Here is a 25,285-nt window from a genome sequence, read left to right as displayed (position 1 = left end):
TGCTGAAAAAGTTTTTCGTGGGGAAGTGGGGTGTGGGGTGTGGGGAAGTGGGGAAGTGGGGAAGTGGGGAGAACAAAGCTGCCTTTTGCCTTTTGCCTTTTGCCTCTCCTCATAACTAGGGTTTGCTGAATAAATAATCGAGAATATCTAACTTAAGGAGAGGAGAGGATCAAAGCATTGGAAAACTGGTATTTCCCTGCTTTGACGGTTAATTTGCCCTTTTTCCATGGCAAATAAACGGGAGAGTTATCTCGACTTAAACTGTTATAAAGGGCGAAATTTTTTGACCAATCGTGCTTTTGACCGTTACGAATTAAAATCGGCAGTAGATTGATTTGATTATAGGTCAATTGTAAACTCTGCCCTTGACTGCCTTTAAATAAAACCCTGCCCTGATTAATTTGAGTTAAATTTACTTGACTTTTTTGCTTAAATATGCTCTTGAAATTCTCATAACTACCCTGGGTTGCCGCTTCCCCCACTTCCAGAGCAAAACCCGCATAATTGTTACCTGTGGGTAAAGCTTGGTAGGTATTATCATCGGGATAAGGGGAATTAGGAATCTCGATCATTTCAGGAGAAGAAAGATTTATTAATCTCAGAGCTAACCAAGTTTTTTCTAATTGAATAAACCAGATATTATCATCTTTTTCTACCTTGGCAGTTTTCGGTAATTGCCAGAAAAAAGCTTGGTCTGCTGGACGTAACCAGATTAAAAGATTACGATATTGTCCGATTTCATCCCCGGGATTTTTGCCCGGTTTTACGCCATTTTTGCCAGTGTTAGCCACAAAAAAATCCACACCTTTGTGTTGATTAAAGGCCATTAATTTAAACGGGGCCACATCGCCATCGGGGAAAGTTCCCGCCAGACTACCCATTTGATAACTAGCCCCGATAAATTGAGTTTCCCAATAACCCGGACTTTGATTATTGCCCGGTTTCCAGTTTTCATACAGGGGTTTACTGGCGAGAATTTCTACCGGTTTATTAAAGTTTTTTCGGGCTAATTCCATCACTGCCAAAGGAGGACGATAACCACTGGTAATTAGATAAAGAGAGTCCAATTCCTGGCGATTATTGGGGACGGGAGTATCACCAAAGTATAGCCAAAAAGTGCGGGATGCGTGCGATCGCATTACGCCATGGCCATCACCATAATCGCGTTTTACAGGGCCACCCCAACCACCGCGATAATATTTAACACTAGCGGCCATGGATAACCAATCTAAGGCCATTTTTGCCCATTGTTTAACTTCCGTATCTTGAGCAAAATCGTAGAGATTGAGATAGGGAGCAAAGGTGTGACCGTGATAAACTTCTGAATCCCATTCTCCCATACCGATGTTATATAAAGCTGAAACGTAACGCTTAATTTTACTTTTATAAATTTGACGAGTTGCTTCATTTCCTGTTTCTTCGGCCATCAGATAAACCGATGTTTCGCGCATAGCTCGCAGGTTATCAGTATTGCGACTATCTACCCATAAACCCCGTCTTTTTATACTCCAATCATTACCCGTTCCTTGGCCCGTACCGTGGATAGGGTGGGGCCGTTGTAAAGGGTCGGTTTCTGTCCAAATTTTCGCCGCATTATACATTCTCTGATGATAAACTGGATCGAGATATTTTCCGAGCAGAAAATATTTTCTAATTTGTCCTTTCAGGGTAAAAGAAAAATAATAATCTATATAATCAGTGTGGGCCTGTTCCCGTTTTTGTGGGTCATCCTGCTGCAGGAAATCTAGGGCTTTTTGCCGGTTTCCTGCCAAGAAATCAAACATGGCCATAGGATAGGATCTTTTCTCGTTTTCTCCCCACAAATTGCCATAACTTTCTGCCTTAGCAAAATGGTTAATAACTTGCTTGGCCCTTTGTTGAAATTCTGCCTCTAATTCCGGTGTCCAATCGTTAAGATATTGGGGTTTAACTTCGGCAACAGGGAAGGAATAGATCGAGTTTTGAGAAACAGAATAGAGGGAATTAAAGCCAATAGTAAATAGGGCAATTATTACCGCTAAAATTAGATATTTAATTCTAGATCCAATCGTCATCTTCGGCAAATTCATCGATGTTTCCTTGATTTTCTGGGGACTGAGGTTGATTCTCTTTATCTAATTGTAAAGGAACTGGTTCAGGAGGGATAATTTCTGGTAATAATTCTTCGGGTTTTTGACCATCTACCTCCACCACAATCATTTCTGTGACGGGAAACCAAAGTATGCGGCCTTGATCGTCACAAACCGTCAGCGATCGAGATTTATCTGGAGTCTCGGTTGCGAAGAAATCTCCTAACATTTTGGTGGGTAAAATATTCTTACTTTCACCCCCACTAACTCCTAGGAATATATATTCGTTACCTGTGGTCAAATGTTGGACAATAATCGCCATAGTTAAAAAATTCAGTCAATGAAATGTACTTATTGATAAGCTGTTGACTCTTGAATGATAGCTTTCAGCCATGAGCTTTCCACTGATAACTGATAACTGATTACTGATAACTGATTACTGATTACTGCTTAACTTGACTGCCGTGACTGCGAGGATCGGTTTGACTAGCGCCCGCAAGGATATTAAAATCAGAAGCCTGTCCCGTAGTGGTGGCATAGGGTAGGGTAGAATTGGTTAAAAGTGCTTCTAAATTAGCAGTTAAAATTGATTTTGGTTGTTCTCCGATCGCTTGGGCAACTGGTTGTCCTTGATTATTTAAAAAGACAAAATGGGGAATACCATCCACGCGATAACGGAGAATTTCCGGCAACCATTTATTATTATCAACGTTGAGCATGACAAAATTAATGGCATTACCGTATTGTTTTTTAATTTCGGCAATTTCAGCGGCCATCGCCTGACAACTGGTACACCAATTAGCATAAAATTCTGTCAGGGTGGGTTTACCATTGCTGAGGGCAAGATCGAAAGGTGTCGCTTTTTCCGCTTGCGCTTCCAAAGATACAGAACTAGCGGTGGTTTGAAACCCCAAGAAAATCGCTACACTAAGGATAACTGCCGTTACTGCCAGCAGCAGATTTCTGGTTTTGTTGGTGGGTGTGGTGGCTGTCATGGATATTTAATCAAAGTTTACTTTGTCCTATTGTAACGACTGCTGCGCTCTTTTAGTATTGGTGTCGATTGAGTTACAATTAAGTTAGAGATGGGTAATAATTATGACCGAAGAAAGACTCGATCGAATAGAGGGACAGCTAAAAAGGCTAGAAGGGTACGTTCATACAATTGAGGGGCGATTAGAAACTTTAGAAAGTAACGTTCAAAACATTGAAAAAAAGCTAGGAGACGTGATCAACCAAATTCGTGAACTTAGTCTTAGCATCGATACCTACCAAAAAGCTGATCAACAGGTAGTTAATTTGGCTTTTGGTCTGATCGTTGCCGCCACTGCTGCTATTGTAATTCCAGCCGTTTTCGGCAAATAAGCAAAAAAAGATTCTTTGATCGGAAAGGCTGCATGAAAAAACGCGTTACTCTCACTTTTCCCAAAAAAGCCGTCCATATGCCCGTTACCTATCGACTGGCGAAGGATTTTAACGTCGCCGCTAATATTATCCGCGCCCAAGTTGCCCCCAATCAAGTGGGAACATTAGTATTAGAATTATCGGGAGATATCGATGAGTTAGAAGCGGCGATCGAATGGTTACAATTACAAAATATTGGCGTTTCCCAAGTTAGTCGCGAAATCGTCATTGATGAAGAAAAATGCGTCGATTGTGGGTTATGTACGGGAGTTTGTCCCACGGAAGCTTTAACCCTTGATCCCGAAAGTTTTCGTCTCAAGTTTTTGCGTTCCCGTTGTGTGGTTTGTGAACAATGTATCCCCACTTGTCCCGTGGTGGCAATTTCCACAAACTTGTAAAGTAGCAGTTATTAAATTAATTTTTTTGCCCATTTAAATAATAGCCATCTCTGGAGATTTTAAGCCTTCATGTGTCTCCAACGCGGTTAATCGTCACAAATATCCCGTTCCCTTTCTGCCTAAAGACCCTTTCTCCGATACCATAGTTAAAAAGAGATTGCTGACTCTGGCCACATCTGTGGGGATTACATACCATTAATCATGGTTTTTTTGCAAAAAATACAAAAAACTTGACATGACTTCTGCCGTTCCTCGCCTTTCCTATCCTGATAGTCCGATTGCTGATCTTCGCGGCCTCTATAACTTTATCCTCAACCCGCAACTGTTAGCCGCAGAAAAGGGAAATCCGTCGATCGTTAGTTTTTGTCAAAAAATTTCCCCCGTTGATCCCCTAGAAATTCTCTCTCGGATTGCCTCTAGCTATGCCACCCATTGTTATTGGGAAAATCCCGAACGAGAAACCGCTTTTCTCGGCTACGGCATCGCCTTTGCTGCCACTTTCCACGGCAAACAACGTTTTTTAAAAGCTCAAAAATTTATTGAAAACTGTCAACAAAGAATTATCAAAATTGATAACTATAGCGAGATTACTCCCCGCATCTTTTGTAGTTTCACTTTTTTCGACTCGGAAAGAGCTACCCCCTTTCCCTCAGCTACCCTAACCCTGCCTAAGTTTCAAATTATCAAAAAACAGTCGGAATATTTTTTCCTTACCAATCTCCTAATCACCGGCGAAAAAGAAATAGAAAACTCCCTCGAAGAAACTATCAACAACCTCAAAATTATCCAAAATAACTCGAGCAATTGCCGACAAAATCCCCGTCAGGATCCCTGTAGTTATTATATTCATCCTACCTATAATTTTCAAGCGGCTGTTGCCGATGCACTCCAATCTATCCAGGCTCAAAATTTTAGCAAAATTGTCCTTGCTCACGCTCTTGACGTGATTTCTCCCCGTCCTTTTCATCTGGTAAACTGTCTCGATAATTTGCGTCAGCGTCATCCCGATTGCTATACTTTTTCCCTCGGCAATGGACGGGGAGATCATTTTATCGGCGCTAGTCCCGAACGCTTGCTAACTGTCCATCAGGGGCAATTAATCACCGATGCTTTAGCGGGATCCGCTCCCCGGGGAGAAAATGCGATCGAAGATGCTCTTTTAGCCAATAAACTCCTCGCTAGTGAAAAAGAACAACGGGAACATCGGGCTGTTAGTGACTTTATTAACCAAAAACTGCGACAAATTGGCTTAAATCCGCAAAATTCTCCCTCTAGATTGTTAAAACTCTCCAATATTCAACATCTCTGGACTCCTATCCATGCCAAACTAAAACCCTCCATCCATCCCCTCGAAATTGTTGCCCAACTACACCCCACTCCTGCTGTTGCGGGGGTTCCCACCGAGATCGCTTTAGCACAAATTCGTCATTATGAAACCTTCGATCGCTCTCTTTATGCCGCTCCTTTGGGTTGGATCGATTGTCAAAATAATAGTGAGTTTATTGTTGGTATTCGTTCGGCCTTAATTGAAGGCGATCGAGCGCGATTATACGCCGGTGCGGGTATTGTTGCCGGTTCCGATCCGGAAAAAGAACTAGCAGAAATTCAGCTTAAATTTCAAGCTCTCTTAAAAGCTTTAACTTAAACTGTAGCTTGTTACCGAACTAATAACTTAAATAAGTCTAATTTACCCTTAAAAGGTGGATATTTTAAAGCGGGATTGAACCAAAGAGGTGTTTTCATAATCGCTTTTTGGTGACTAAAATTCTCAAAGGAAAAACGACCATGATAGCTACCAATACCGCTATTTCCTCGACCACCAAAGGGTAAACTAGGATTAGTAAAATGAAAACTATTGTTGTTAATACAACCTCCCCCAAACTGGACTGATTCTAACCATTTCTTTTCGGTCTTTGCCTTGGTAGTAAACAGATAAAAAGCTAGAGGGTTAGGGTTTTTAGCAATAATTGCTAAAGCTTCCTCAAAAGTGCTAAAGGCAATGATCGGTAAAATTGGACCGAATATTTCCCCTTGCATAATAGGAGCATCGAGGGAAACATTAGTTAATAAAGTTGGTTGAATATATAAATTTTCTCGATCGGTTTTGCCTCCAAAAACAATCTCACCATCTTGGAGAAAGTCAATCAGGCGATCAAATTGTTTCTCATTAATTATCTTACCATAATCAGCACTTAATCTGGCATCTTCACCGAAAAAATTAATAATACTGTTGGCTAATTCTCTGATCAAATTCTCCTGCTGGGATTGATGTACTAAAACATAATCAGCTGCGATACACATTTGACCACAATTAGAGAATTTTGTCACGGCAATGCGACGAGTTGCCACGGAAATATTAGCATCAGCTTCGATAACACAGGGACTTTTTCCCCCTAATTCTAGAGTAACGGGAATTAACTTTGCTGCCGCTAGTTGATAAATAATTTTTCCTACCCTGGTACTGCCTGTAAAAAATATATGATCAAAGGTAAAACTGTCTAACATATTCGGAATTACTTCCGCACCATCTCCCGGGACAATTAACACATATTCTTCAGGGAATATTTCTTCAATTATTTTAACTACTAATTTTTCCGTCGCTGAGGCAAATTCACTCGGTTTTAATACCGCACAGTTACCGGCAGCAATGGCACCGACTAAAGGCACTAATAACAATTGGAGGGGATAATTCCAAGCACCAATAATTAAAACCACTCCTAAAGGTTCCCGAACAATTTGACTGGAGGATGGGAAATTTAAGAGATTAGTTTTAACAGTTTTGGGTTGCATCCATGAGCGCAAATTTTTTAAAGCGGTATTAATTTCCACCAAAAGGAAGCCATTTTCAGTAATCCAACAATCTTCGGGACTTTTCTTTAAATCGCTATATAAAGCTCGATATATCTCTGCTTCATATTTAATGATTGCCTGTTTTAACTTCTCTAACTGCTGACGACGGAATTGATAGGAACGAGTTGCACCACTGGCAAAATACTGACGCAATTTGGCTAATTTTTCTGAGTTTGACAGCATCGAAATAATTCCTAACTTAATGATGGTAATTCTACGGCATCCACTGGGGACGAATTCCCGCTAGAGGTAATTCAATTAAATCAGATTTACTGGCTTTTACTCCATCTTGTAGGGGAGGAATTAACATCCACAAACGACCACCGATAATTGTTTCTCCCGAATCGGTAGTCAAGGGATTAGTAGGATTAGTATCATAACTGATGCGAAGTTGATCAAAAATAATTGCTAAACCATCGGGAGATAAACTAATGTGAATATCACGATAATCAGCTAATTCCAGTAGGGGAGTCACTTGACCGGTCTTCACATCTATTTTAGCAAAATAGGGTTTTTCTTTGTACTCTTGACTGTTAGTAACTAACTCGGTTAACAAACAATACAAATCACTACCGGTGGCATTAAATTGACAATCTATAATCGAACCTTGTAGATTGAGTAACCGTTTTTGTAATCCTTGATTATTGACATAAAAAAGCGATCGAATATAACGCATTTTGGCATTATCAGTATTAAAATTTACCATTGCTGCGGCCGTACCATCGGCAGAAAAATTCAAAATTCGCCCAAATTTTGGTAAAAAATCCAGGGGTTTTGTCTCGAATTTTAAGGGCAAAAGCGCAATTCCTTCCCCCTGGGTGACAGCCAGAGTTTTACTATCAGGTGCGATCAAAAATTCTCCGCCTTGGATGTTTAATTTTTGGGGTTTTTCCCCCGATTTAACTGCCCATAAATCGAAGTTAATCGGATTGCGGCGCTCAATTCTCTGCACGACAATAGTTTCCCCATCTTTAGCTAAATCAAAGTGATTATTTTGATAATCTTTATTGTCTAGCACTAACTCAATTTTTAGAGGCGATTGACTGCTATCAACTTGGTAAAGCTGCAGTTCACGAATTCCCTCTATCCCCCGATTTTTCGCCACGGCCGAAAAGAGGATTTTTTTACCATCAGGATAGAATTCAAAAGCCATAACGGTCAAATTTGCGGGGGTTAAGAGGGTTTTCTTCTCCTCGGTCAAGTTATAAAAAATTAATCTTCCCTGTTCTTCCCCATTAGTGCCAATATAGGCAAAAGCACGATCGCGACTTTTAAATTCTCTTTCAAAAATTGCCAGGGTTTGTCCTAATCGATTACCGCTGCGAAATTGTTCCCGCGCACCTTCAATTTGCAGATGATATTTTTCTCCGTAGGGAATGGGAGAAGTGAGGGTATAAGCTAATCGTCTTCCGGCCCAACTCAACTTACCCGGCAGCGGAGGATCGATAACTAGATTTTTTTCTACACTAGCATGATCCATGGGGCGATCAAAAGTGATAATAAATGCTTGATCTTCTGAGCCAATTTCTCGATTTTCCCAGCTAAATTCCTTGACCCTTGGACCGGTTTGTAAAAGACATTGATTACCACAGCTATTACCTAACCAAATTAAGCCGCCAATTACTAAGGTTAGCGATACAATTAATGTTATCGCTAATTTATCAATCGGTTGTAGTTGTAAGGTCTTGATCATTATAGTAGATGGTTAGAAACAACTGATAACTGATAACTGATAACTGTTAATATCCGTAGGGATCCACAGGAGTGGGTATAGATTTCACGGATTTAGCCTTAATTACTAATTGTCTTCTGGTGGTTGATTTTCCCACCTCTACGGGTAAAGATTCCGTGGCCATTTCTCCGGTGATTTCTAACCAAGTGTCATTGGGATATTGACCGCGACTTCCTGATAGTTTCACCGGCAAACCCACGGGATAAGCATCCACGGCACAACAGGTAAGGATAAAGCGACTAATTAATAAATAATTATCGGGTAATTGGGGCAATTGCACCACAAAACCTGTGACTTTTACCGGTTGTCCCGTGTAAGCATCAGGTTCGGGGTAAGCATTCAAAGTTCTTACCCATTCAATTAAACTTTTTTCCTCTGGTTTAACGGTAGTGCCAAAGGATTGAGTTTGCAAGCGAGTTAGGGGTAAAGATTCACTAATTCCCCTCTGTAATGCGATTTGACTACTGAGGGGCTGCGGGGCGATAAATAGGCCTAAAATGGCAGTTATTACTAATAAACCTGAGCCAAAATGTTGGGGAAGAATGGTAATATGCGATCGATTATCGTTACTATCTAAATTAATCTTTTTTTGCCACTGTTTTAATAATGTCCAAAGCTTGACTATTCCCAGAACAAATAAAGCAATACTGGTGATGAGAACCAGAATAAAATAATTAGGGTGTATCAGTAAATTTAACTGTCCAGTTATCCAGTATTTAAATAGTAACGAACCCCAACCGATTAGGGCAATAACATCGATAAATTGGGGGGCGATTATTTTTAGACGTGATGAATTCATGGGAAAAACTATCCGGGTACTGACCTAAAATAAATAACTGTGAGCCAAGGTGAGTAAAAAAGTCATTTGCGCTGCTAAAGCAAAGAGATAAATTAACATTCTCGGTTTAAAAATAGACAACATTAAACCAATCCCTTTCAGGTCAATCATTGGACCGAACACTAAAAAAGCCAGCAGGGAACTACTGGTAAAACTAGAGGCAAAGGAGAGAGCAAAAAAAGAATCAACCGTGGAACAAATCGAAACAATTACCGCTAACAGCATCATGGCCAAGATCGAAGTAATCGGATCCTGACCCAAATTAAGAACAAATTCCCGGGGAACAAACACCTGTAAACCGGCCGCTATAGCACTTCCTAAGATTAACACTCCTCCTAATTCCCGTAATTCCATCACCACGTTTTCCACAAAAGTTAACCAGCGCCTTTTCATCGGGATAGCTTGCACTGCTGGTAGGACAGCAGTAGCGGCAAAACTTTCATCTAAGCGCAAAGTTTGCCCAGAATTACCGATCAGAAAAGAACCGGATTGTAGTAGTAGTGGGATAGATTCTTTTTCCGGTGTTTGCGGTTGCCAATTGAGACTTTTTGCCAAAGAGGTTTGGAGGAGCGGTCGGGGATCTTTTTGGATACTAAAGATAATACCGATAACCGTAGCGATGAACAAAGAAAAGATAACTCGATAGAAAACAATTTCCGGTTGATCGCGAAAAGCTACCCAAGTGGACCAGATAACAATCGGGTTAATTGTCGGCGCTGCTAAGAGAAAACTAACCGCTACTGCATTCGGCATTCCTTGCACAAGTAAACGTCGCGCCACGGGTACATTGCCACACTCGCAGACGGGGAACAAAAACCCAATACATCCCCCCACAAATGCTCCTAAAACAGCATTTCGAGGCATCAGAGCAACTAGGCGACGTTCATCGACAAATATTAAAAGAATACTAGAGAGAATCACCCCTAGCAGTAAAAAAGGCATCGCTTCCACCAACAGGCTCAGGAATAGGGTAAAGGCATTTTGTAGTTGACTCATCTATCCTCGCCTTGGCAATTAGAGGTTTAGGGGTAAAGACTTAGGGACCCCAGAAAAAGGTTCATCAGTCCGCTCCCCGGCTTTTTAACATTTTTTTAATATATCCGATCGAGTGACTTCTGTGTTGTCAGGGGACAGGAGCCAGTTATCAGGGGACAGGTTTTAGGTTTTGGGGTTTTGGGGTGTTAGGGTGTTAGGGTGTTAGGGTTTTAGTTGAAATTCCCCCACTTCCCCACTTCCCCACTTCCCCACTTCCCCACTTCATAATTCATAATTCCCACTCTCCCATCACCTCACACTTAGAGGACTCGATTAAGTTTGCCGCTTTGATAACCTTCTAGATCGAGGGTGACATAGATAAAGCCTAATTTTTGCAGATCAGCGACTAATTGGCTTAAATTTGTCCGATTAATAAAGTCGGGAATTGCTGCTGCTGGTAATTCAATCCGTGCCGTATCGCCGCTCGATCGCACCCGTAATTGACGATAACCTAATTTTCGCAGATAAATCTCCGCCCGTCCGACTCTTTGCAATTTCTCCAGGCTAATTTCCTCCCCGTAGGGAAAACGGGAACTTAAACAGGGTTGCGCCGGTTTATCCCACCAAGGTAAATTTAAGTAACGAGATAGTTGACGAACTTCGCTTTTTGTGATAGCAATTTCCGCCAAGGGTGAACGAGCGCCGCGCTCCCTAGCGGCTTGAATCCCGGGACGATAATCCCTTAAATCATCAGCATTAACGCCATCGATGACGTAGGAATAACCACGAGCGAGGGCGATGGGTTTAAGGGTGTCGTGTAGCTCACTTTTGCAGAAATAACAGCGATTAACGGGATTACTGGTGTAATTGGGGTTATTCATTTCCTCGGTTTCCACCAATTCATGCCGAATACCGATATAATCGGCCTGAGCGATCGCTTCTTCTAATTCTTCCGGCAGTAGGGAAGGGGAAACCGCCGTAATTGCCAATGCTTGACCCCCTAGCAGATCATAGGCCACTTTTGCCACTAGGGTACTATCTACGCCACCAGAATAGGCAATCAGCGCTTTTTCGCTGGTTTTTAAGAGGTTTTGTAATTGTCCGAGTTTATCGAGTAATTGACTGTCCATGGCGGCGATTTTGGCAACTGGTTTAGGGAGACCATTTTTCATTATATGCCGTGCCGTAATTAATCAGGGCTACCCCTCGATTTATGCTGCCATAATTTTGTCAATAATTGGGCTATTTTTGGCAATTTTTACTAGAAAATAATCTCGCTATTCTAAGGATAGGCGGTTAAAATGCGTCTTAGCTTATTGCTGATCCCATTATTTTAGTAAGTATTTAGTCATAAACTTCACTTCTATGACCTACTCTAATAATTATCCTACTCTCTCGATCAAATTCATAAATAACCCGATAATCTCCTACTCTTAATTTGTAAAACCCTGACCATTCTCTCGTAAGAGGTAGGGGAGTTATCTGTTCAAAGTTGATAGCTAACCATTTAATTTTATTAAGAATCCTCAGTCTGATAAAATCTGTGATCAAATCTAAATCAGTTATCGACTCTGGTTCAAAAGTAACAGAATAGCTCATTTAAGGTTCTATCCCATATCTTTTATCCACCTCAGCTGCGGGAATAGTCGCTCTTCCTTGTAGTCTTTTTTGTCGGATTTCTAATAACTTTTCTTTAAAAGATTCTTTAACTTGTTTTCCCTCATCCGGATCACCAAAGTATTCATCTAGAGTATCATTTACTGTATTAAGGATTAAACTTTGTAACTCTTGGGGAGTCATGTCTTTTATCTGCATATTTGCCCCTATTCAGAAAAGATAATTGACCTATCACTCCCGATTATATCAAGATATCGGGACAACTCCTCTGTAGTTGCCCCTGCCAAGGATAATTTATCCCCGACGACGAAGGGAAGCGGCACCCAACGCACCAACAGCGATTAAACTCACTATACCACTAGGTTCCGGGGTTGATACAGCACCGCCACCAGTAGGAGTAATATCCCCATTAAGAGCCACAAACCCACCCCCGGCAACATTAGCAGAGTTTGTACCATAGAAGATGACATTAGGTTCACTAGCACTCAGTCCATAGAGACGGAACTGCACCGGGCCGGTTTGGGGTGCTAAACTGCTTAGGTCAAAGCTGTAGGTATTAAAGCTATTTGTTAGTCTAACTTGTGTCCCTAAATTATTGGTGAACCCATCAACACTAGAGCGCAAGACTAAATCTATCCGCTTTTGATCCTGCCGCGCATTGAGTTGTAAGTTAGTAAAATCGACTTGAAAACCTGCACCCGGTTGTACGGCAAATTCGACGTATTGGCTGGTATTAACAGTGCCACTTGTATTCCACCCACCATTATCACCACCTAGCTGGAAAGGACTAAAGGGCAGCCGAGCTATCCCGGCGGTGTTTAACCCAGTGCTGGTTATATTCGCACCTACAGTATTCGCCGCTTTGGGATAGGTTGCGGTACTGGCATTAAATGAATTCCAACCAGCTACTATTGCCGCTTGAGCAGGAGTAACCCCGGCCAACCCCATCAGAGTCAAGGGGGTTAAAATTGTCAGTAATTTTTTCATGGATTCGATGACAGTAATAGGAGAAAATTATGGTCATATTTAACGCTAGTTTTGCGCCAATATCCCACAGCAAAAAATATCACAAGGGGGGGGAAGTCAAGGGTTATTTAATCATCATTTTTTATTGATTTTTATATTTAAGATAGTTGTGGGTTATATAAATATTTTTGACTGGTTGCAAGGTTATAGCTGGCAACGCAGATAAGCGAGGTTCTACCTCTACTTAGTTTCTTTGACCGAAATGATCACCTTCGCTCCTAGGTTCCCCCGCAATAAATTGACCTGGTGCATCTTACATTTGCAGGAATACCGACAATCAGCAATTATACTAAATCCGTTGAGTATAGGCTACTTATAAAGGAGAGAACCTCATGCAAAAGGGGGAATAAATAATCAGTTTTTAATAACCAGATTTAGTATTAGCTTGTTGGCGAATTTTATCTTTAATATAGTCGGGAATAGGGCTAGGATTCATGCTTATAATGGTGAAATTAATCCTCTTTTAACCGCTTCATTTAATCCTTGAGACTTCTTTAACAAGTTTATTTGATAAATTTGCATCAATGACCAAAGTTCCCTATTTTCAAAGGTTGATAAATCCCCCTCTTGTTGTTGATTGAGCAACTCGCTTAATCTTTGATCTTGTTCCGATGCCATTTGTAATTGAGTTAATTTGATAATTTCTTCATCTGATAATGAATTTAGGGATGAGATTTTTTCGCCTTGATAATTGGGACTAATAGAAAAAGCGATCGCTTCTACTAATATATCATTAAGATCACGGTTAATTGAATGGGCTAAGGATTGAGCTAGATTAAAAATCTCATCAGGTAGGGTTAAAGTAATTGAAATAGCCATAAGCTTTTTTTATGTGGGGTTATAGAGATATTATGATTATACCTCAAATTTTTGTTACCCATAGGGATAAACTGGTTCAAAAGTAACAAAATAGCTCCTTTAAGCTTCTTTTATAAACCTCAGATTTCCAGGCAAGATTTACCGAGAACTTAACTCACAGCAAACCCTGTTAACTTACGAGTTTCCAGATCGTAAAAAGCTAAAACTATATCTTCTTTAGAAATACCCTCCCTTAATAATTCCGTAGCGATACCTTCCTCAGTCCAATCCTCCTCAATATAAATCTTCTCATTTTTAATCCTAATATGGACTTGAATATTCCTGATTTTTTTCTTGCCTTCCCAACCCATAAAAAGCCAAAAATACTGATCATGTATCTCGTCAAAAACCAGACAACTTTCTTGATCTAAATTAGCAGAACCAGAAACCCATTCGTGATATTCTGTTAATACTTTTTTAATGGCATTGCGATATTTTTCTAGTCTATCCATTGTAAAATTTTCTCCTTTTCCATCTCAACAACCAGCAAAAGTAATTGATTTATTTTCAGAATATCCTGAATTGATTCTCGTTGGAAAAAATTTTCATAAATGCTGTCTTTAATGGCTAGATAAATTTGATATTCTGGTTCGGTAAGACTGATTAAATTTCGATATAAAATATACTGTCCTAAAGCTATTTCAAAATCTCTCATAGGTGAGGGACTTAAAAAGCTTTTGATTTCCACAACAATTTTACGTCCATTTCTTTCAGCAGCCAAAGGTTTTTCTGCTGCTAAATCAGCAAAAATTCAACATCTTTATATTTAATTTTATCAGGATCAGCTAAAATACTCCAACCGTCTTTAATTAAGGCATTTTTCACGGCTTCATGGTAAATATCTTTTGCTGGCATGGTTCTAAAAAAGTAATTTCATTAGTTATATTTAATTTTATTAACAATCCTAAGTCTGATAAAATCGGTGATCAAATTTAAATCAGTTATTTGTTGATTCCCCCCTGGTCCAGTCATAGTAGGGTTAATTCATGAATTAACCCTACCTTGGGGGGTGCTGATCCCCCCTTCCCCCCTTGATAAGGGGGGTGTTGATCGCTGGGGGGATCTGAATTAAAACCCACTTACTTAGGGGAGAATTGTTGATTACTTCCCTCTAGTTTTTTCAGCCCAAACTTTGCTGGGTAATCCCCAAACATAGATGAAACCTTCGGCAGCTTTATGATCAAATTGATCCTCGGCTCCGTAGGTAGCTAAATCGGGAGAATAGATAGAATTGACTGACTGACGACCGACCACTTTAGCGTTACCTTTAAACAGTTTCACTCGCACCGATCCCGTTACCTGTTCTTGGGTTTTGAGGATAAAAGCATCGATCGCTTCCTTTAAGGGACTGTACCACAATCCTTTATAAATTAACTGTCCGTAGGTCTCTTCAATTCCCCGTTTATATTGGGTAACATCTCCAGTTAAAGTCAAACTTTCTAAGTCCCGGTGAGCATCAATTAAAACTAATAAAGCTGGGGCCTCGTAAATTTCTCGGGATTTAATTCCCACTACCCGGTTTTCGATCATATCTAACCGACCAACACCGTGTTTACCCACTAGGTCATTTAATTGACTAATTAGCGTGACGGGAGCGAGATTTTCTCCGTTTAAACTGACAGGAATCCCCTGATTAAAACCAATATCGACGTATTCCGGCTCGTTGGGAGTATCGGCGATCGCTTTGGTCATTAAATAGATTTCTTCCGGGGGTTCCGTCATCGGATCTTCCAAGGGACCGGCTTCAATACTGCGCCCCAACAGGTTACGATCGATACTAAAGGGTGAGGATTTTTTCACGGGAGACTCAATCCCGAATTTTTCCCCGTAGGCGATGGTTTCTTCCCGGCTCATGCCCCATTCCCTGGCGGGAGCGAGAACTTTTAAACTAGGATTGAGGGCCATAATGCCCACATCAAAACGCACCTGATCGTTACCTTTGCCGGTGCAGCCGTGAGAGACGGCATCGGCCCCGTATTTCTCGGCGGCCTCTACTAATAATTTAGCGATTAAAGGACGAGCCAGGGCGGTAGAAAGGGGATAACGATTTTCATAGAGAGCATTAGCTTGAATTGAGGGAAAAGCGTATTCTTTGACGAATTCTTCCTGAGCATTGACCACTAAGGATTCGATCGCTCCGCAGCGCAGAGCCTTTTCTTGAATTGGTCCCAATTCGTCTCCCTGTCCTAAATCGGCGGCTAGGGTAATCACTTCTTCTACTCCCCATTCCTGTTTGAGATAGGGAATACAGACGGAAGTATCGACTCCTCCGGAATAAGCTAAAACCACTCTCTTGGCGCGTCCCATAATTTTTTCACCTAAAAACGACTAATTGATTACTCTTTTAATTTTATTATATATCCTGGGGATTTGATGCTTCTTTTTTAATGCTTTTTTGTTTAGTTTTTGATGAAGAAAAGGAATAGGAAGTCACGAGCAAAGAGCCAAAACTAAACGGGCAACCAGCCGCTATTTACGTTTACTGGCAGGACGACGGGAGGATTTTTTCGGAGCGGTATTTTGGGGATTATCGTTAGTTTTATCTTTAAATATTGGAATAGTAAAATGAAACTGACTGCCGTTATTTTTGCCCTGGGATTCTGCCCAAATTTCGCCGCCCCAACCATTAACGATCTGACGACAGATAGCCAGTCCTAAACCGGTTCCCCCGGCACTGCGTCGCAGGGCCCCCTCCTCTTGGTAAAAGCGATCAAAAACCTGTTCTAAACGATTGGGTTCGATCCCGCGTCCAGTGTCAGAAATGGTTACTTCTAGAGTTTTTGGCTTTCCCGAAGCGACTTCGATCGAGACATTTCCCTCGCGACCGGTAAACTTACAGGCATTATCGAGAAGTTTGGAGAGTAATTCCACTAACCACTCGCCATCGGCTAAAACAAAGGGCAGATTAGGGGGGACAAGATTGCTAATTTTTGGATTTTCGTTGTCGAGATTGCGGGAGTGAACGTGACTGATGGCTAATTCCACACATTCCGATAAGGATAAAGCTTCGGGATTCCAATTAACCCGGCCACTTTCTAACCTGGAAAGAGTTAAAAAATCTTGGATTAATTTACGCATTCGTTCCGCATCTTTCAGGGCAGTATCAAGCATAATTTGGCGCATTTCTGCTGGCATATCCGGTTCCGAGGCCAAACTTTCTAGACAGACTTGAATGGTGGAGAGGGGGGTGCGTAATTCGTGGCCGGTTATGGCGACTAAATTAGAACGAGTGCGATCGAGAGCGGCTAATTGTTCATTTAAATCCTGTAAATTAGCGTAGGCTTCTGCTTGAATGAGGGCGACTCCGATTTGAGTGGCCACCGCATCCACAAGGGCAACATCCTCGCTTTTCCAAGTGGTGGTATAGGGTCCACAGTGATGCAGTTCCAACATTCCCAAGAGACGACTTTGGTAAAAAATCGGCACTAATAACCAAGAATAGATGGAACATTCCCGCACGAGATTTTGAATGGAATCGCCGGGGAGACGGGGATCGTGAATAGCGTCTTCGATTTTCAGGGATTCTCTCAATTCCAGCACTTCCTGAAAAAGAGGATTATTTTTCAGTGGCCATTTTTGTCCTTTGATGGAACTAATGCCGGAGTTTAAAAATTCGTGTTCGATGGTGGCGTTAATGTCGGCTTCCTTACAACGATAGACCACGCAGCGACAGACTCCCAATCCCTGCCCCAATTTCTGCACTGCCACCTGTAGGATAGCTTCCGGATCGAGGGAACGACGGATCGAGGCTGTCACCGAGTTGATCAGTCTTTCCTTGTGTTCTTTCGATGCCAAGGAACGATTGGCTTTCAGCAGTTTATACTGTCCCGCTTGCAAATAAGTGACCAATCGCTGGACAAAGGGATCTGGTTCCTCTTGATGATCCCTGTCCGTCAGTTCACAGATCAGGTATTCTTCTTGAGCGCGCCTAATTTTCTCCGCTAGTTCGGGACGATAATCGAGAATATGATTTAAAAGAATTTGGGCGGCCTGTTGACTTACATGGCGATCGCTCGTCCAAAGCCCCTCAAAACGGCGATTATTATCCATAGCTGCCCCATTTTCCCCCTTTGCTGTCAGATGGGTTCGTTCCCGACAGATTAAACAACTAGCATAATGGCCACCGATAACCACTAGATGCCATTCTTGGGCTAAACTGTCCTCTGGTTGAAAAGCGATCGTCTCGTAAATGTCGGAACTATGCTTAAAATCGGTTTCTGGGGCCGACAAAACATAAACTTGCCCGCTTTTGTGGGCAATGCGTCGATAGCGATGGGCCTCTTGACGATAAAAGCGCTCACGCTGAAAACTGGCAATCACTAACGGTTGATCGTCTTCCGCTAAAACCTGATCCTCCATGGCGTGGGATAGCGCGGTCAGGGATGCTTTGAAGTACATCTGCGATCGCCATTGGGGGAGTAACTGCAACAGTTCTGTTAAAACAGAAGTTGATCTGCTCATCGATGATCTGTTTCGAGTCGGGTGTAACTAGCAAGCGCGATAGAGGGAACTAGCAATTTCTCCCTTGACCCTATCCTACAGGCTCAAGGGGACAAGAGGTGAGATCGTGATGGCAAGAAATTTAAACCGAGTGATGCCAAAAGTGAGCGAAATTATTCTAGCTAACTAGATGTTGCTGAATAAATCTAAACCTTGTTGGGTAAGACTTTTAGACTTTTGGGAAATCAAAAAGTACCCGCCATTGGAGGGATCGGGGGGAAAATTTAGGGACTTTTTCCCTGAAAATTAGGTAATTTACCAGATGAAAATGGGTAAAACCCTACACCCTACACCCTACACCCTACACCCTACACCCTGCCCCCACGAGAAACTTTTTGCCGCAAACCCTAACTAGATGTAGGCGACTTTCATTGCCCAAAGGATCAGAGCAATAATACTACCGATAACGATAATGGACGATATCGCCACTACTGCCGGTTTATCGGCCCCCTCGAATTTCATGATGCCACGATTTAAGTCTGACATTGCCCTTAACTCCTTTTCATGAGATGGATGTAGAAAGTATGAGACACTTTAGGATCATAAATTAGCGAACTCTCATCTATCCGTGTTATTAGAAATTGGTATCATTCGGCTGTCTTTAATCATTCTAGGCGTTCTTTTCGCCCTTGCCCTTTTCCTTGAGGCTATTTTAAGAATTGTCTTCGGCTTCGGTAATCCGCTTATTTACAAAGCTGATGCCGAAATTGGCTATCTTTTGGCTCCTAATCAACAAACGCGCCGGTTTTCCAATTTTATCGCCGTTAATCAGTATTCGATGCGGAGCGATCCGATTACAACCCAACGGCCCCCGGAGACGACGAGAATCATGTTAATCGGTGATTCGATCGCTAATGGCTCCTGGTGGACAGATCAAAAAGAGACCATTGCTGCTTTAATCGCCAAAAATTTAGGCCAGAATCTGACGGGTTCGGTGGAAGTTCTCAATGCTTCGGCCAATTCTTGGGGACCGCGCAATCAATCGGCCTATCTGCGACGTTTCGGCACCTTTGAATCCCAGGTGATTGTGTTATTAATGAACACCGATGATCTGTTCGCTTTAGCTCCTAGTTCGGCGGTGGTGGGACGAGAAATTAATTATCCCGCTCGCCGGCCGGCTTTAGCTTTAATCGAGTTGTACGATCGATATTTTAAGCGTTATCCTCCCCTGCCACCGGTGCAAGAAGGAGGCGATCGAGTGGGCAATAATTTAACCGCTCTTGCCCAAATTCAAGCCCTTGCTCAGGCTAATCAAGCCCGTTTAATTATCGCTATTACCCCCCTCATTCGCGAAGCTCAAAAACAGGGGCGAGATTATGAATTAAAAGCCCGTCAAAGACTAGCGGATTTCACCAGCAACCAGCAGATTTTTTATCTAGATTTTCTGCCCATTTTTCAAGCCCATCCCAATCCCGATTCCCTCTATATCGATAATATTCATCTCAGTGGAGACGGTAACGAGTTAATTAGTCAAAAACTGACCGAGGCAATCAAAAATGTCTTTTAATTAGGGTCTGCTGAAAAAGTTTTTCCTGGGGGCAGGAGTCAGGAGTCAGGAGTCAGGAGTCAGGAGTCAGGAGTCAGGAGACAGGAGACAGGAGACAGGAGACAGGAGACAGGAGACAGGAGATAGGAGATAGGAGATTATTTCTATTTATTCTCCCCACACCCTACACCCCACACCCCACACCCCACTTCCCCACTTCCCCACACCCCCACTTCCCTAACAACCATACCAAAGCTTTTCTATCTGTTTTGCTAAGGCCAATAACTCAGAGCGATCGCTTGTATCCCTTAAGAGGGTGACATGGCCTAATTTTCGACCGGGACGGGATTTTTTACCATACCAAAAAACCTGAGCGTCTGGAATTGCCGCTAAAATTGCTCTTTTTTCGCCATAATCGCCGTCACTATCCTCAAAACCCAATAAATTAACCATGACTGCCCCAGCAGATTTTAAGTCCGTGGCTCCGAGGGGCAAATTAGCCACTGCTTGCAGTTGTAGGGCAAATTGGGAGGTAAGACAGGCAGAGAGGCTGTAATGACCAGAATTATGGGTACGGGGAGCGATTTCATTAATCAATACCTCTCCCTGGGAAGTGACAAATAATTCCATCCCGAAAACACCCACCGCCGACAAACTACTTAACAGATGATGGGCGATAGATTCGGTTTGAGCCTGTAATGATTGGTTAAGAGCGGCGGGAGCAATCACCCAGTGACAGACTTGCTCCTCTTGATGGGTTTCCACCACGGGATAGGTGACGATTTCCCCGGTTAATCCCCTAGCGGCAACGATGGCTAATTCTCGCTCGTAGGGAATATAAGCTTCTAACATCAAGTCAAGACGCTCTAATTGCGGCTTTTTGGCGTTTAATTCTTCAGGAGTGCGGATAATAAAGGTTCCTTGACCATCATAACCCTGTCGTCGCGCTTTCAGCACTAGCGGAAAAGGATAATTTTCTAGTTGGGATAAATTATCTATCGCCCAAAAATCAGGCACAGGCAACCCTAGGGAGCGTAAATAACATCTTTGCTCGTATTTATCCAATAGGGGGCGCAGATTTGCCAAACTAGGATAGAATTTCACTCCTGTGGCCGCTAATTCTTCTAGGGCATCTAAATTAACAAACTCATTTTCAAAAGTGATCAGATCACAATGTTGAGCTAGTTTTTTTGTGCCTTCCACGTCAGCTATTTCTGCGAAGACAACCCCGTCAGCTAAAGCAACGGCGGGATCGTCGGGGTGTGGTGTTTGTACAATTAGAGAAATGCCTAATTTCTTGGCTTCCTGTGCCATCATCCAAGCTAATTGTCCACCACCAATAACACCAACCCTTCTTTGCATCATTGATCACATCCTAAAGATTCCGGGGTAGAGACGCCGGTTTTTGAGTTGACACCCTCGGCTCTTTCACAGAGATTTTTGATTTGTTGAGCGTCAAGCACGGCAAAACTAAAATCAGCACCGTTGATATTGACTCCCTCGAAAATGGTACGCAGCATGATCGCTTCGGCAAAAATGGCATCGCTTAAATCGGAATTTTTAAAGGTACTCAGATAGGCTAACCCATTGGTTAAGTCCGCTCCATGAAAGTTGCCTTCGATGATAGAGGCTCCGTTAAACACTGCCCCGCGCAAATCGGCAGAACTAAAGTTAGAATCTTGGAGATTAACGTTAGTAAATTGGGCAGATTGCAAATTTTGTCCCGAAAAATCCTTTCCTGTCAGATTCTGGTTTTCATAACTGGCATTGGCTCCTGTGACAGCAGCAGAACTGGCTGCTAAGGCATTGACAGGAGATAGGATAAATAGTATTGCAAAAAAAGCGATCGCTAATCGAAAGATAGTCTTCATTGGCGGAAAATTCCATCAGTGGGCATTCTTGATTTTATAGCAGTAAGTCATCCGCCGTCAGCTTTCCGCCAGCCGCTAGAAATTGCTGGCACACAAACCTTTATAATGGCTGTCTAGGCTTATACTGCCATGCAATTTGGTCTAAACAAAAATATTTAAGCCACGGGCCCCCAGCTTTCAGCTAAATAAAGTAAAAGACAAAAGTTAATTCATTTTCTCTCTCCTGACTTCTATTTCTAAGGACAATTTCTGATTTATACAAGAGGTTTGATGGATACACCGCAACTTTTATTCAATGGTTTAGCCGTCGGCAGTATTATTGCTCTGGCTGCTGTCGGGTTAACCCTTACCTGTGGCATTTTGCGTCTGTCTAATTTTGCCCACGGCGATTTTATGACTTTGGGTGCTTACATAACTTGGGTGGTAAATGCTCAAGGGATTAATCTCTGGTTAGCGATGCTGGTGGGGGCAGCAGTGACAGCTATTGCCATGCTCATTGCCGAGAGATTATTATGGAAACCTATGCGCGATCAACGGGCTGATTCTACCACTTTAATTATTATTTCGATCGGTTTGGCTTTATTTCTTCGCAATGGTATTTTAATGATCTGGGGCGGTAGTAATCAACGCTACGATCTCCCTGTGATGACCGCTACAGAAATTTTTGGGATTAAAGTAGCTTTCGATCGCTTGTTAGTCATTGGTTTGGCAATTATAGTTATTATTGCCCTCCATTTGTTATTGCAAAAAACTAAGATCGGTAAGGCGATGCGCGCCGTAGCTGACAGCACCGATTTAGCTAGAGTAACCGGAATTAACGTCGAATGGGTTGTCTTCTGGACATGGATAATTACGGGAGTTTTAACTGCTTTAGCCGGAGCGATGTTCGGGTTAATTACTGGGGGAGTGCGTCCCAATATGGGCTGGTTTTTAATCTTACCAATGTTTGCCGCCGTGATTTTAGGTGGTATCGGTAATCCCTACGGAGCGATTGCTGGGGCTTTAATTATTGGTGTTGCCCAAGAAATTAGTGTTCCCTTAATTGGTTCTGATTATAAATTAGCCGTGGCTTTATTAATTATGATCCTGCTGTTATTATTCCGTCCCCAAGGTTTATTTAAAGGCACGGTTTAACAGTTATCAGTTATCAGTTATCAGTTATCAGTTATCAGATGTAAGTTTTAAGTTTGAAGTTTTAAGTTATTTATAGCGCTTTTCACGTTACTGAGGTATCGACAAGTTTTGCCAACAAAGGACTTAAGCCCCTTGCCCATGCCTCATTCTGATGAAAACTGCTATATTTACTGATTACTATTTACTGTTTACTGATTACTGTTTACTGATTACTGTTTACTGATTACTGAAAAGCCCAATTTTTAATCCTGAATATATTCTTCCCCGGTGATTAAAGCGTATTCAGCGCGGGTGAATTCTCGACCTAAATAAGCAGCATGATCGAACATAGTAATCGGACAAGGTTGGGTTTCTTCGATCACTTTGACGGCTAATTCTTTGGCGGTTCTTGCGGTGTAAATAGTCTCAGGATTGCGATCAAGTTTTTGCCTAACACCGATAACTTTTCCCGTTTCTGGATCGACGGCTAAACCTTTTTCATTGATAATATTGCTGTAATGTTTGGCACAGATTAACCCGGCTTCTCGGTCTAGATAAATAATAAAATATCCTGCGGGATCGAGAGCGATCGGACGTTTGGAAAGTTGATGATCAATAGCCGTGATTTGTGATTTTAATTCGCTCATTTTCTTGACAAAATCACTTAAATATGTAGATGAAAGCAAGAGCAAATTATATCACATACCATCATCCTTTTTCTAGAGCATTTTGTAGATATAGGCCGTATTTTCTGTGAGCAAATCTGACCTACTGAGCAATAATACTAAATCCTGTTTAAAAAGTATAGGAAAGTGGGGAGCGGGGGCAAGAGGAAAGAGGCAAAAGGGGCAATAGATAATCAGTTTTTAATAACCAGATTTAGTATCACACCAGCTGCCATCTGGGGGCGCGAGCTTTGCGCCCCTAATCTAAGGTCGAAAAATAACAGGCTGATGGCTGAGAGCTTAACCCTATAAATTTTCTTCCACCAAAGCCTCAACCCGTCCTGTTTTGACCGCTTCCACCAAAGCGGCGTGATCTCGTTCTGTCTGCTCGGCATAAGCGATCGCAAATTCGCCCAGGGCTAGATCGAACTGATCTCCTTTTCCCAAATAACCGCTAATAGTGGCCGCGTCTCCAGATTTAGCGTGGGCGCGGGCTAAGGTCCAGCCACAGAACTCGGCGTAGCGTTGCAGTTGGACGGCCGACACTCCTTCGATGGGTAGGGAAAACTTCATATCCCGCAGTTGCCGTAAATAGAAGTTATTGCCCCGTCTTCCCTGGGTCCAGCCTAAAAATATGTCGCTAGAGGATTGCATCAATCTCTGGCCTGTAACCACCCGTTGTCCCTGATTTTCGTACTGGCTCTTGGCGGTATAGGGTTCAAGAACTGAAGGGCAAGCCTCCTTAACTTGTAGGATGAGGGGATGGTTATCTTCCGAGAAAAATAGGGCGATATAACATCTGGTGCCGACACTGCCAATGCCTACCACTTTCAGGGCAAAGTCCTCTAACCGGTAGCGATCAAACAGGACCCGGCGTTCCTCCGGCAGGGATTGGCGATAGTCTTCCAGACCCTCACGCACGAGAGTCTCCCAATCCGGTTCGTTGACATGGTAGAGAATGGGCGGCTGATCGACAAAGCGATTGCGTCCCGCGGTTTGGGTGACGATCTTGGGGTAGAGATGTTCGATGATGCGCTCGCGGGCTTTTGTCATCATCTGTTCCCGTATCTTCCGCGTCTTTTCGTCGGGAGCCATCTCGATCACCTGTTCTACTCCTATGCGCGTGTACCATACCTCTAAGGGACTGAGGCGAGAATATTCCCGCAGGTGTTCCCGATAGGAACGAGCGCAATCGATCGCCGCTGCCTTCGATTCTCGATCGGATAGATCGCTATCCCTGCCGGCGATGACAAAGCTGACCACTAGACGCTTGAGATCCCATTCCCAAGGTGCGGGTAGGGTTTCGTCGAAATCGTTAATATCGAAGACTAAATTGCGTTCGGGGGTGGCAAAAAATCCGAAGTTCAAGAGGTGGCAATCCCCGCAGGCCTGCACGATAATGTCGGTTTTGGGAGTGGTGGCCAGATCGTAGGCCATCAAAGCAGCGGAACCGCGCAGGAAGGTAAAGGGACTCCGCAACATCCGTCCGTAGCGGATAGGAATCAATTCCTGTAATCGCCCTCGATTTGATGCTTCGATGATCTCGATCGGCTCTCGACCAGCTGCGGGGGGTTGCCAGATAGCGTGGCGAGAACGCGGCAATCGCTCCCGGAGGGATTTACCGATCTGGATGCGTTCCTCCCGTGAACGGAATCGAGCTTGAGAGGGTGACCGGATCGGGGTTTCTATTTGGTGGTTCATAGCGACTTTTTCCCCTGAATGAGATTACATCCCTTGCTGTTAGTTGACATCCTCGCCGCCCTAAAAGTGCGGCGATTCCTAAACCTCACGATTTAAGTTTCTGCTTCCACCACCGTCGCATACCACAGTTAAAAAACCATGTACTGTCTTACACAGAGTCCACAGACTTTCGCCCCATTTCA

The 25,285-nt window shown here is 42.7% G+C and carries 25 protein-coding genes and 1 pseudogene; 5 read left to right on the top strand and 21 right to left on the bottom strand.

Annotated features, from left to right (window positions below; genetic code table 11):
- Positions 1–152 precede the first annotated feature (152 nt).
- The 3 genes from O9295_RS14895 to O9295_RS14885 form a co-directional block, all read right to left on the bottom strand.
- Positions 153–2,069: a hypothetical protein gene (locus O9295_RS14895; protein ID WP_288033562.1), complete on the bottom strand. Its 1,917-nt coding sequence runs from the start codon at positions 2,067–2,069 to the stop codon at positions 153–155.
- Positions 2,038–2,391 carry a hypothetical protein gene (locus tag O9295_RS14890; RefSeq protein ID WP_002780578.1) on the bottom strand — a complete coding sequence of 118 codons (354 nt, stop codon included), beginning with the start codon at positions 2,389–2,391 and terminating at the stop codon, positions 2,038–2,040. Before O9295_RS14890 ends, O9295_RS14895 begins: the two co-directional genes overlap by 32 nt.
- A gap of 121 nt (positions 2,392–2,512) precedes the next feature.
- A complete protein-coding gene (locus tag O9295_RS14885; RefSeq protein ID WP_079205497.1) occupies positions 2,513–3,064 on the bottom strand; it encodes a thioredoxin family protein in 552 nt (183 codons plus the stop codon).
- A 103-nt stretch (positions 3,065–3,167) separates the two neighbouring features.
- Between O9295_RS14885 and O9295_RS14880 the strand changes: the two genes are divergently transcribed.
- The 3 genes from O9295_RS14880 to O9295_RS14870 all read left to right on the top strand — a co-directional run bounded on the left by O9295_RS14880 (position 3,168) and on the right by O9295_RS14870 (position 5,516).
- Positions 3,168–3,434, top strand: coding sequence for a ssr2422 family thylakoid membrane protein (locus O9295_RS14880; RefSeq protein ID WP_079205496.1), 267 nt, complete (start codon positions 3,168–3,170; stop codon positions 3,432–3,434).
- A 32-nt stretch (positions 3,435–3,466) separates the two neighbouring features.
- Positions 3,467–3,871, top strand: coding sequence for an NIL domain-containing protein (locus tag O9295_RS14875; RefSeq protein WP_002739790.1), 405 nt, complete (start codon positions 3,467–3,469; stop codon positions 3,869–3,871).
- Between the two features lie 235 nt (positions 3,872–4,106).
- Positions 4,107–5,516, top strand: a complete 1,410-nt coding sequence (locus tag O9295_RS14870; protein WP_147070516.1) for an isochorismate synthase — start codon at positions 4,107–4,109, stop codon at positions 5,514–5,516.
- 11 nt (positions 5,517–5,527) lie between these two features.
- Here the strand turns inward: O9295_RS14870 and O9295_RS14865 are convergent, their stop codons facing one another.
- From O9295_RS14865 to O9295_RS14800, 14 genes and pseudogenes are all read right to left on the bottom strand, one after another.
- Complete coding sequence (locus O9295_RS14865) at positions 5,528–6,904, bottom strand: aldehyde dehydrogenase (protein WP_288033561.1); 1,377 nt, start codon at positions 6,902–6,904, stop codon at positions 5,528–5,530.
- 31 nt (positions 6,905–6,935) lie between these two features.
- Positions 6,936–8,414: an Ig-like domain-containing domain gene (locus tag O9295_RS14860; protein ID WP_288033559.1), complete on the bottom strand. Its 1,479-nt coding sequence runs from the start codon at positions 8,412–8,414 to the stop codon at positions 6,936–6,938.
- 46 nt (positions 8,415–8,460) lie between these two features.
- Positions 8,461–9,252 (bottom strand): TIGR03943 family putative permease subunit, encoded by a 792-nt coding sequence (locus tag O9295_RS14855; RefSeq protein ID WP_288033557.1) that lies wholly within the window; start codon positions 9,250–9,252, stop codon positions 8,461–8,463.
- A gap of 24 nt (positions 9,253–9,276) precedes the next feature.
- Complete coding sequence (locus O9295_RS14850; RefSeq protein ID WP_002760364.1) at positions 9,277–10,287, bottom strand: permease; 1,011 nt, start codon at positions 10,285–10,287, stop codon at positions 9,277–9,279.
- A 299-nt stretch (positions 10,288–10,586) separates the two neighbouring features.
- A complete protein-coding gene (gene larE / locus O9295_RS14845) occupies positions 10,587–11,396 on the bottom strand; it encodes an ATP-dependent sacrificial sulfur transferase LarE (RefSeq protein ID WP_288033572.1) in 810 nt (269 codons plus the stop codon).
- A 214-nt stretch (positions 11,397–11,610) separates the two neighbouring features.
- The gene (locus O9295_RS14840) at positions 11,611–11,865 is read right to left on the bottom strand and encodes a type II toxin-antitoxin system RelE family toxin (RefSeq protein WP_002743631.1); all 255 of its coding nucleotides are present in this window, start codon (positions 11,863–11,865) and stop codon (positions 11,611–11,613) included.
- Positions 11,866–12,081, bottom strand: a complete 216-nt coding sequence (locus tag O9295_RS14835; protein ID WP_288033555.1) for a hypothetical protein — start codon at positions 12,079–12,081, stop codon at positions 11,866–11,868. It lies immediately after the preceding gene.
- A 96-nt stretch (positions 12,082–12,177) separates the two neighbouring features.
- Positions 12,178–12,870, bottom strand: a complete 693-nt coding sequence (locus O9295_RS14830; RefSeq protein ID WP_288033553.1) for a PEP-CTERM sorting domain-containing protein — start codon at positions 12,868–12,870, stop codon at positions 12,178–12,180.
- A 477-nt stretch (positions 12,871–13,347) separates the two neighbouring features.
- Positions 13,348–13,728, bottom strand: coding sequence for a hypothetical protein (locus O9295_RS14825; RefSeq protein ID WP_288033551.1), 381 nt, complete (start codon positions 13,726–13,728; stop codon positions 13,348–13,350).
- A gap of 149 nt (positions 13,729–13,877) precedes the next feature.
- Positions 13,878–14,219: a XisI protein gene (locus O9295_RS14820; RefSeq protein WP_002793145.1), complete on the bottom strand. Its 342-nt coding sequence runs from the start codon at positions 14,217–14,219 to the stop codon at positions 13,878–13,880.
- Positions 14,207–14,622: pseudogene (locus O9295_RS14815) on the bottom strand (XisH family protein). Before O9295_RS14815 ends, O9295_RS14820 begins: the two are co-directional and overlap by 13 nt.
- 246 nt (positions 14,623–14,868) lie before the next feature.
- Entirely contained in the window at positions 14,869–16,074 is a 1,206-nt protein-coding gene (locus O9295_RS14810) for an argininosuccinate synthase (protein WP_288033548.1), read from the bottom strand.
- A gap of 162 nt (positions 16,075–16,236) precedes the next feature.
- A complete protein-coding gene (locus O9295_RS14805; protein WP_147071512.1) occupies positions 16,237–18,228 on the bottom strand; it encodes a DICT sensory domain-containing protein in 1,992 nt (663 codons plus the stop codon).
- A 390-nt stretch (positions 18,229–18,618) separates the two neighbouring features.
- The gene (locus O9295_RS14800) at positions 18,619–18,753 is read right to left on the bottom strand and encodes a hypothetical protein (RefSeq protein ID WP_002736350.1); all 135 of its coding nucleotides are present in this window, start codon (positions 18,751–18,753) and stop codon (positions 18,619–18,621) included.
- 82 nt (positions 18,754–18,835) lie between these two features.
- On the opposite strand from O9295_RS14800, the gene O9295_RS14795 reads away from it, so the two are divergent.
- Entirely contained in the window at positions 18,836–19,774 is a 939-nt protein-coding gene (locus O9295_RS14795) for an SGNH/GDSL hydrolase family protein (RefSeq protein ID WP_288033543.1), read from the top strand.
- A gap of 216 nt (positions 19,775–19,990) precedes the next feature.
- On the opposite strand, the gene O9295_RS14790 is transcribed toward O9295_RS14795, so the two are convergent.
- Both O9295_RS14790 and O9295_RS14785 read right to left on the bottom strand, forming a co-directional pair.
- Positions 19,991–21,118 (bottom strand): 5-(carboxyamino)imidazole ribonucleotide synthase, encoded by a 1,128-nt coding sequence (locus tag O9295_RS14790; RefSeq protein ID WP_288033540.1) that lies wholly within the window; start codon positions 21,116–21,118, stop codon positions 19,991–19,993.
- Positions 21,115–21,624 carry a pentapeptide repeat-containing protein gene (locus O9295_RS14785; protein WP_045359278.1) on the bottom strand — a complete coding sequence of 170 codons (510 nt, stop codon included), beginning with the start codon at positions 21,622–21,624 and terminating at the stop codon, positions 21,115–21,117. Before O9295_RS14785 ends, O9295_RS14790 begins: the two co-directional genes overlap by 4 nt.
- Positions 21,625–21,894: 270 nt before the next feature.
- On the opposite strand from O9295_RS14785, the gene O9295_RS14780 reads away from it, so the two are divergent.
- A complete protein-coding gene (locus O9295_RS14780) occupies positions 21,895–22,758 on the top strand; it encodes a branched-chain amino acid ABC transporter permease (RefSeq protein ID WP_079205481.1) in 864 nt (287 codons plus the stop codon).
- 242 nt (positions 22,759–23,000) lie between these two features.
- Here the strand turns inward: O9295_RS14780 and O9295_RS14775 are convergent, their stop codons facing one another.
- On the bottom strand, positions 23,001–23,384 hold the full coding sequence (locus tag O9295_RS14775) for a DUF4346 domain-containing protein (RefSeq protein ID WP_002747361.1): 384 nt from the start codon (positions 23,382–23,384) through the stop codon (positions 23,001–23,003).
- A 324-nt stretch (positions 23,385–23,708) separates the two neighbouring features.
- Positions 23,709–25,103 carry a DUF2252 domain-containing protein gene (locus tag O9295_RS14770; protein WP_288033536.1) on the bottom strand — a complete coding sequence of 465 codons (1,395 nt, stop codon included), beginning with the start codon at positions 25,101–25,103 and terminating at the stop codon, positions 23,709–23,711.
- Positions 25,104–25,285: the final 182 nt, after the last annotated feature.

Source organism: Microcystis sp. LE18-22.4A (genome assembly GCF_027531105.1).
Classification (GTDB): domain Bacteria; phylum Cyanobacteriota; class Cyanobacteriia; order Cyanobacteriales; family Microcystaceae; genus Microcystis; species Microcystis aeruginosa.
Note: the sequence above shows the minus strand (reverse complement) of the source record. Positions and strands in the feature narration are given on the sequence as shown.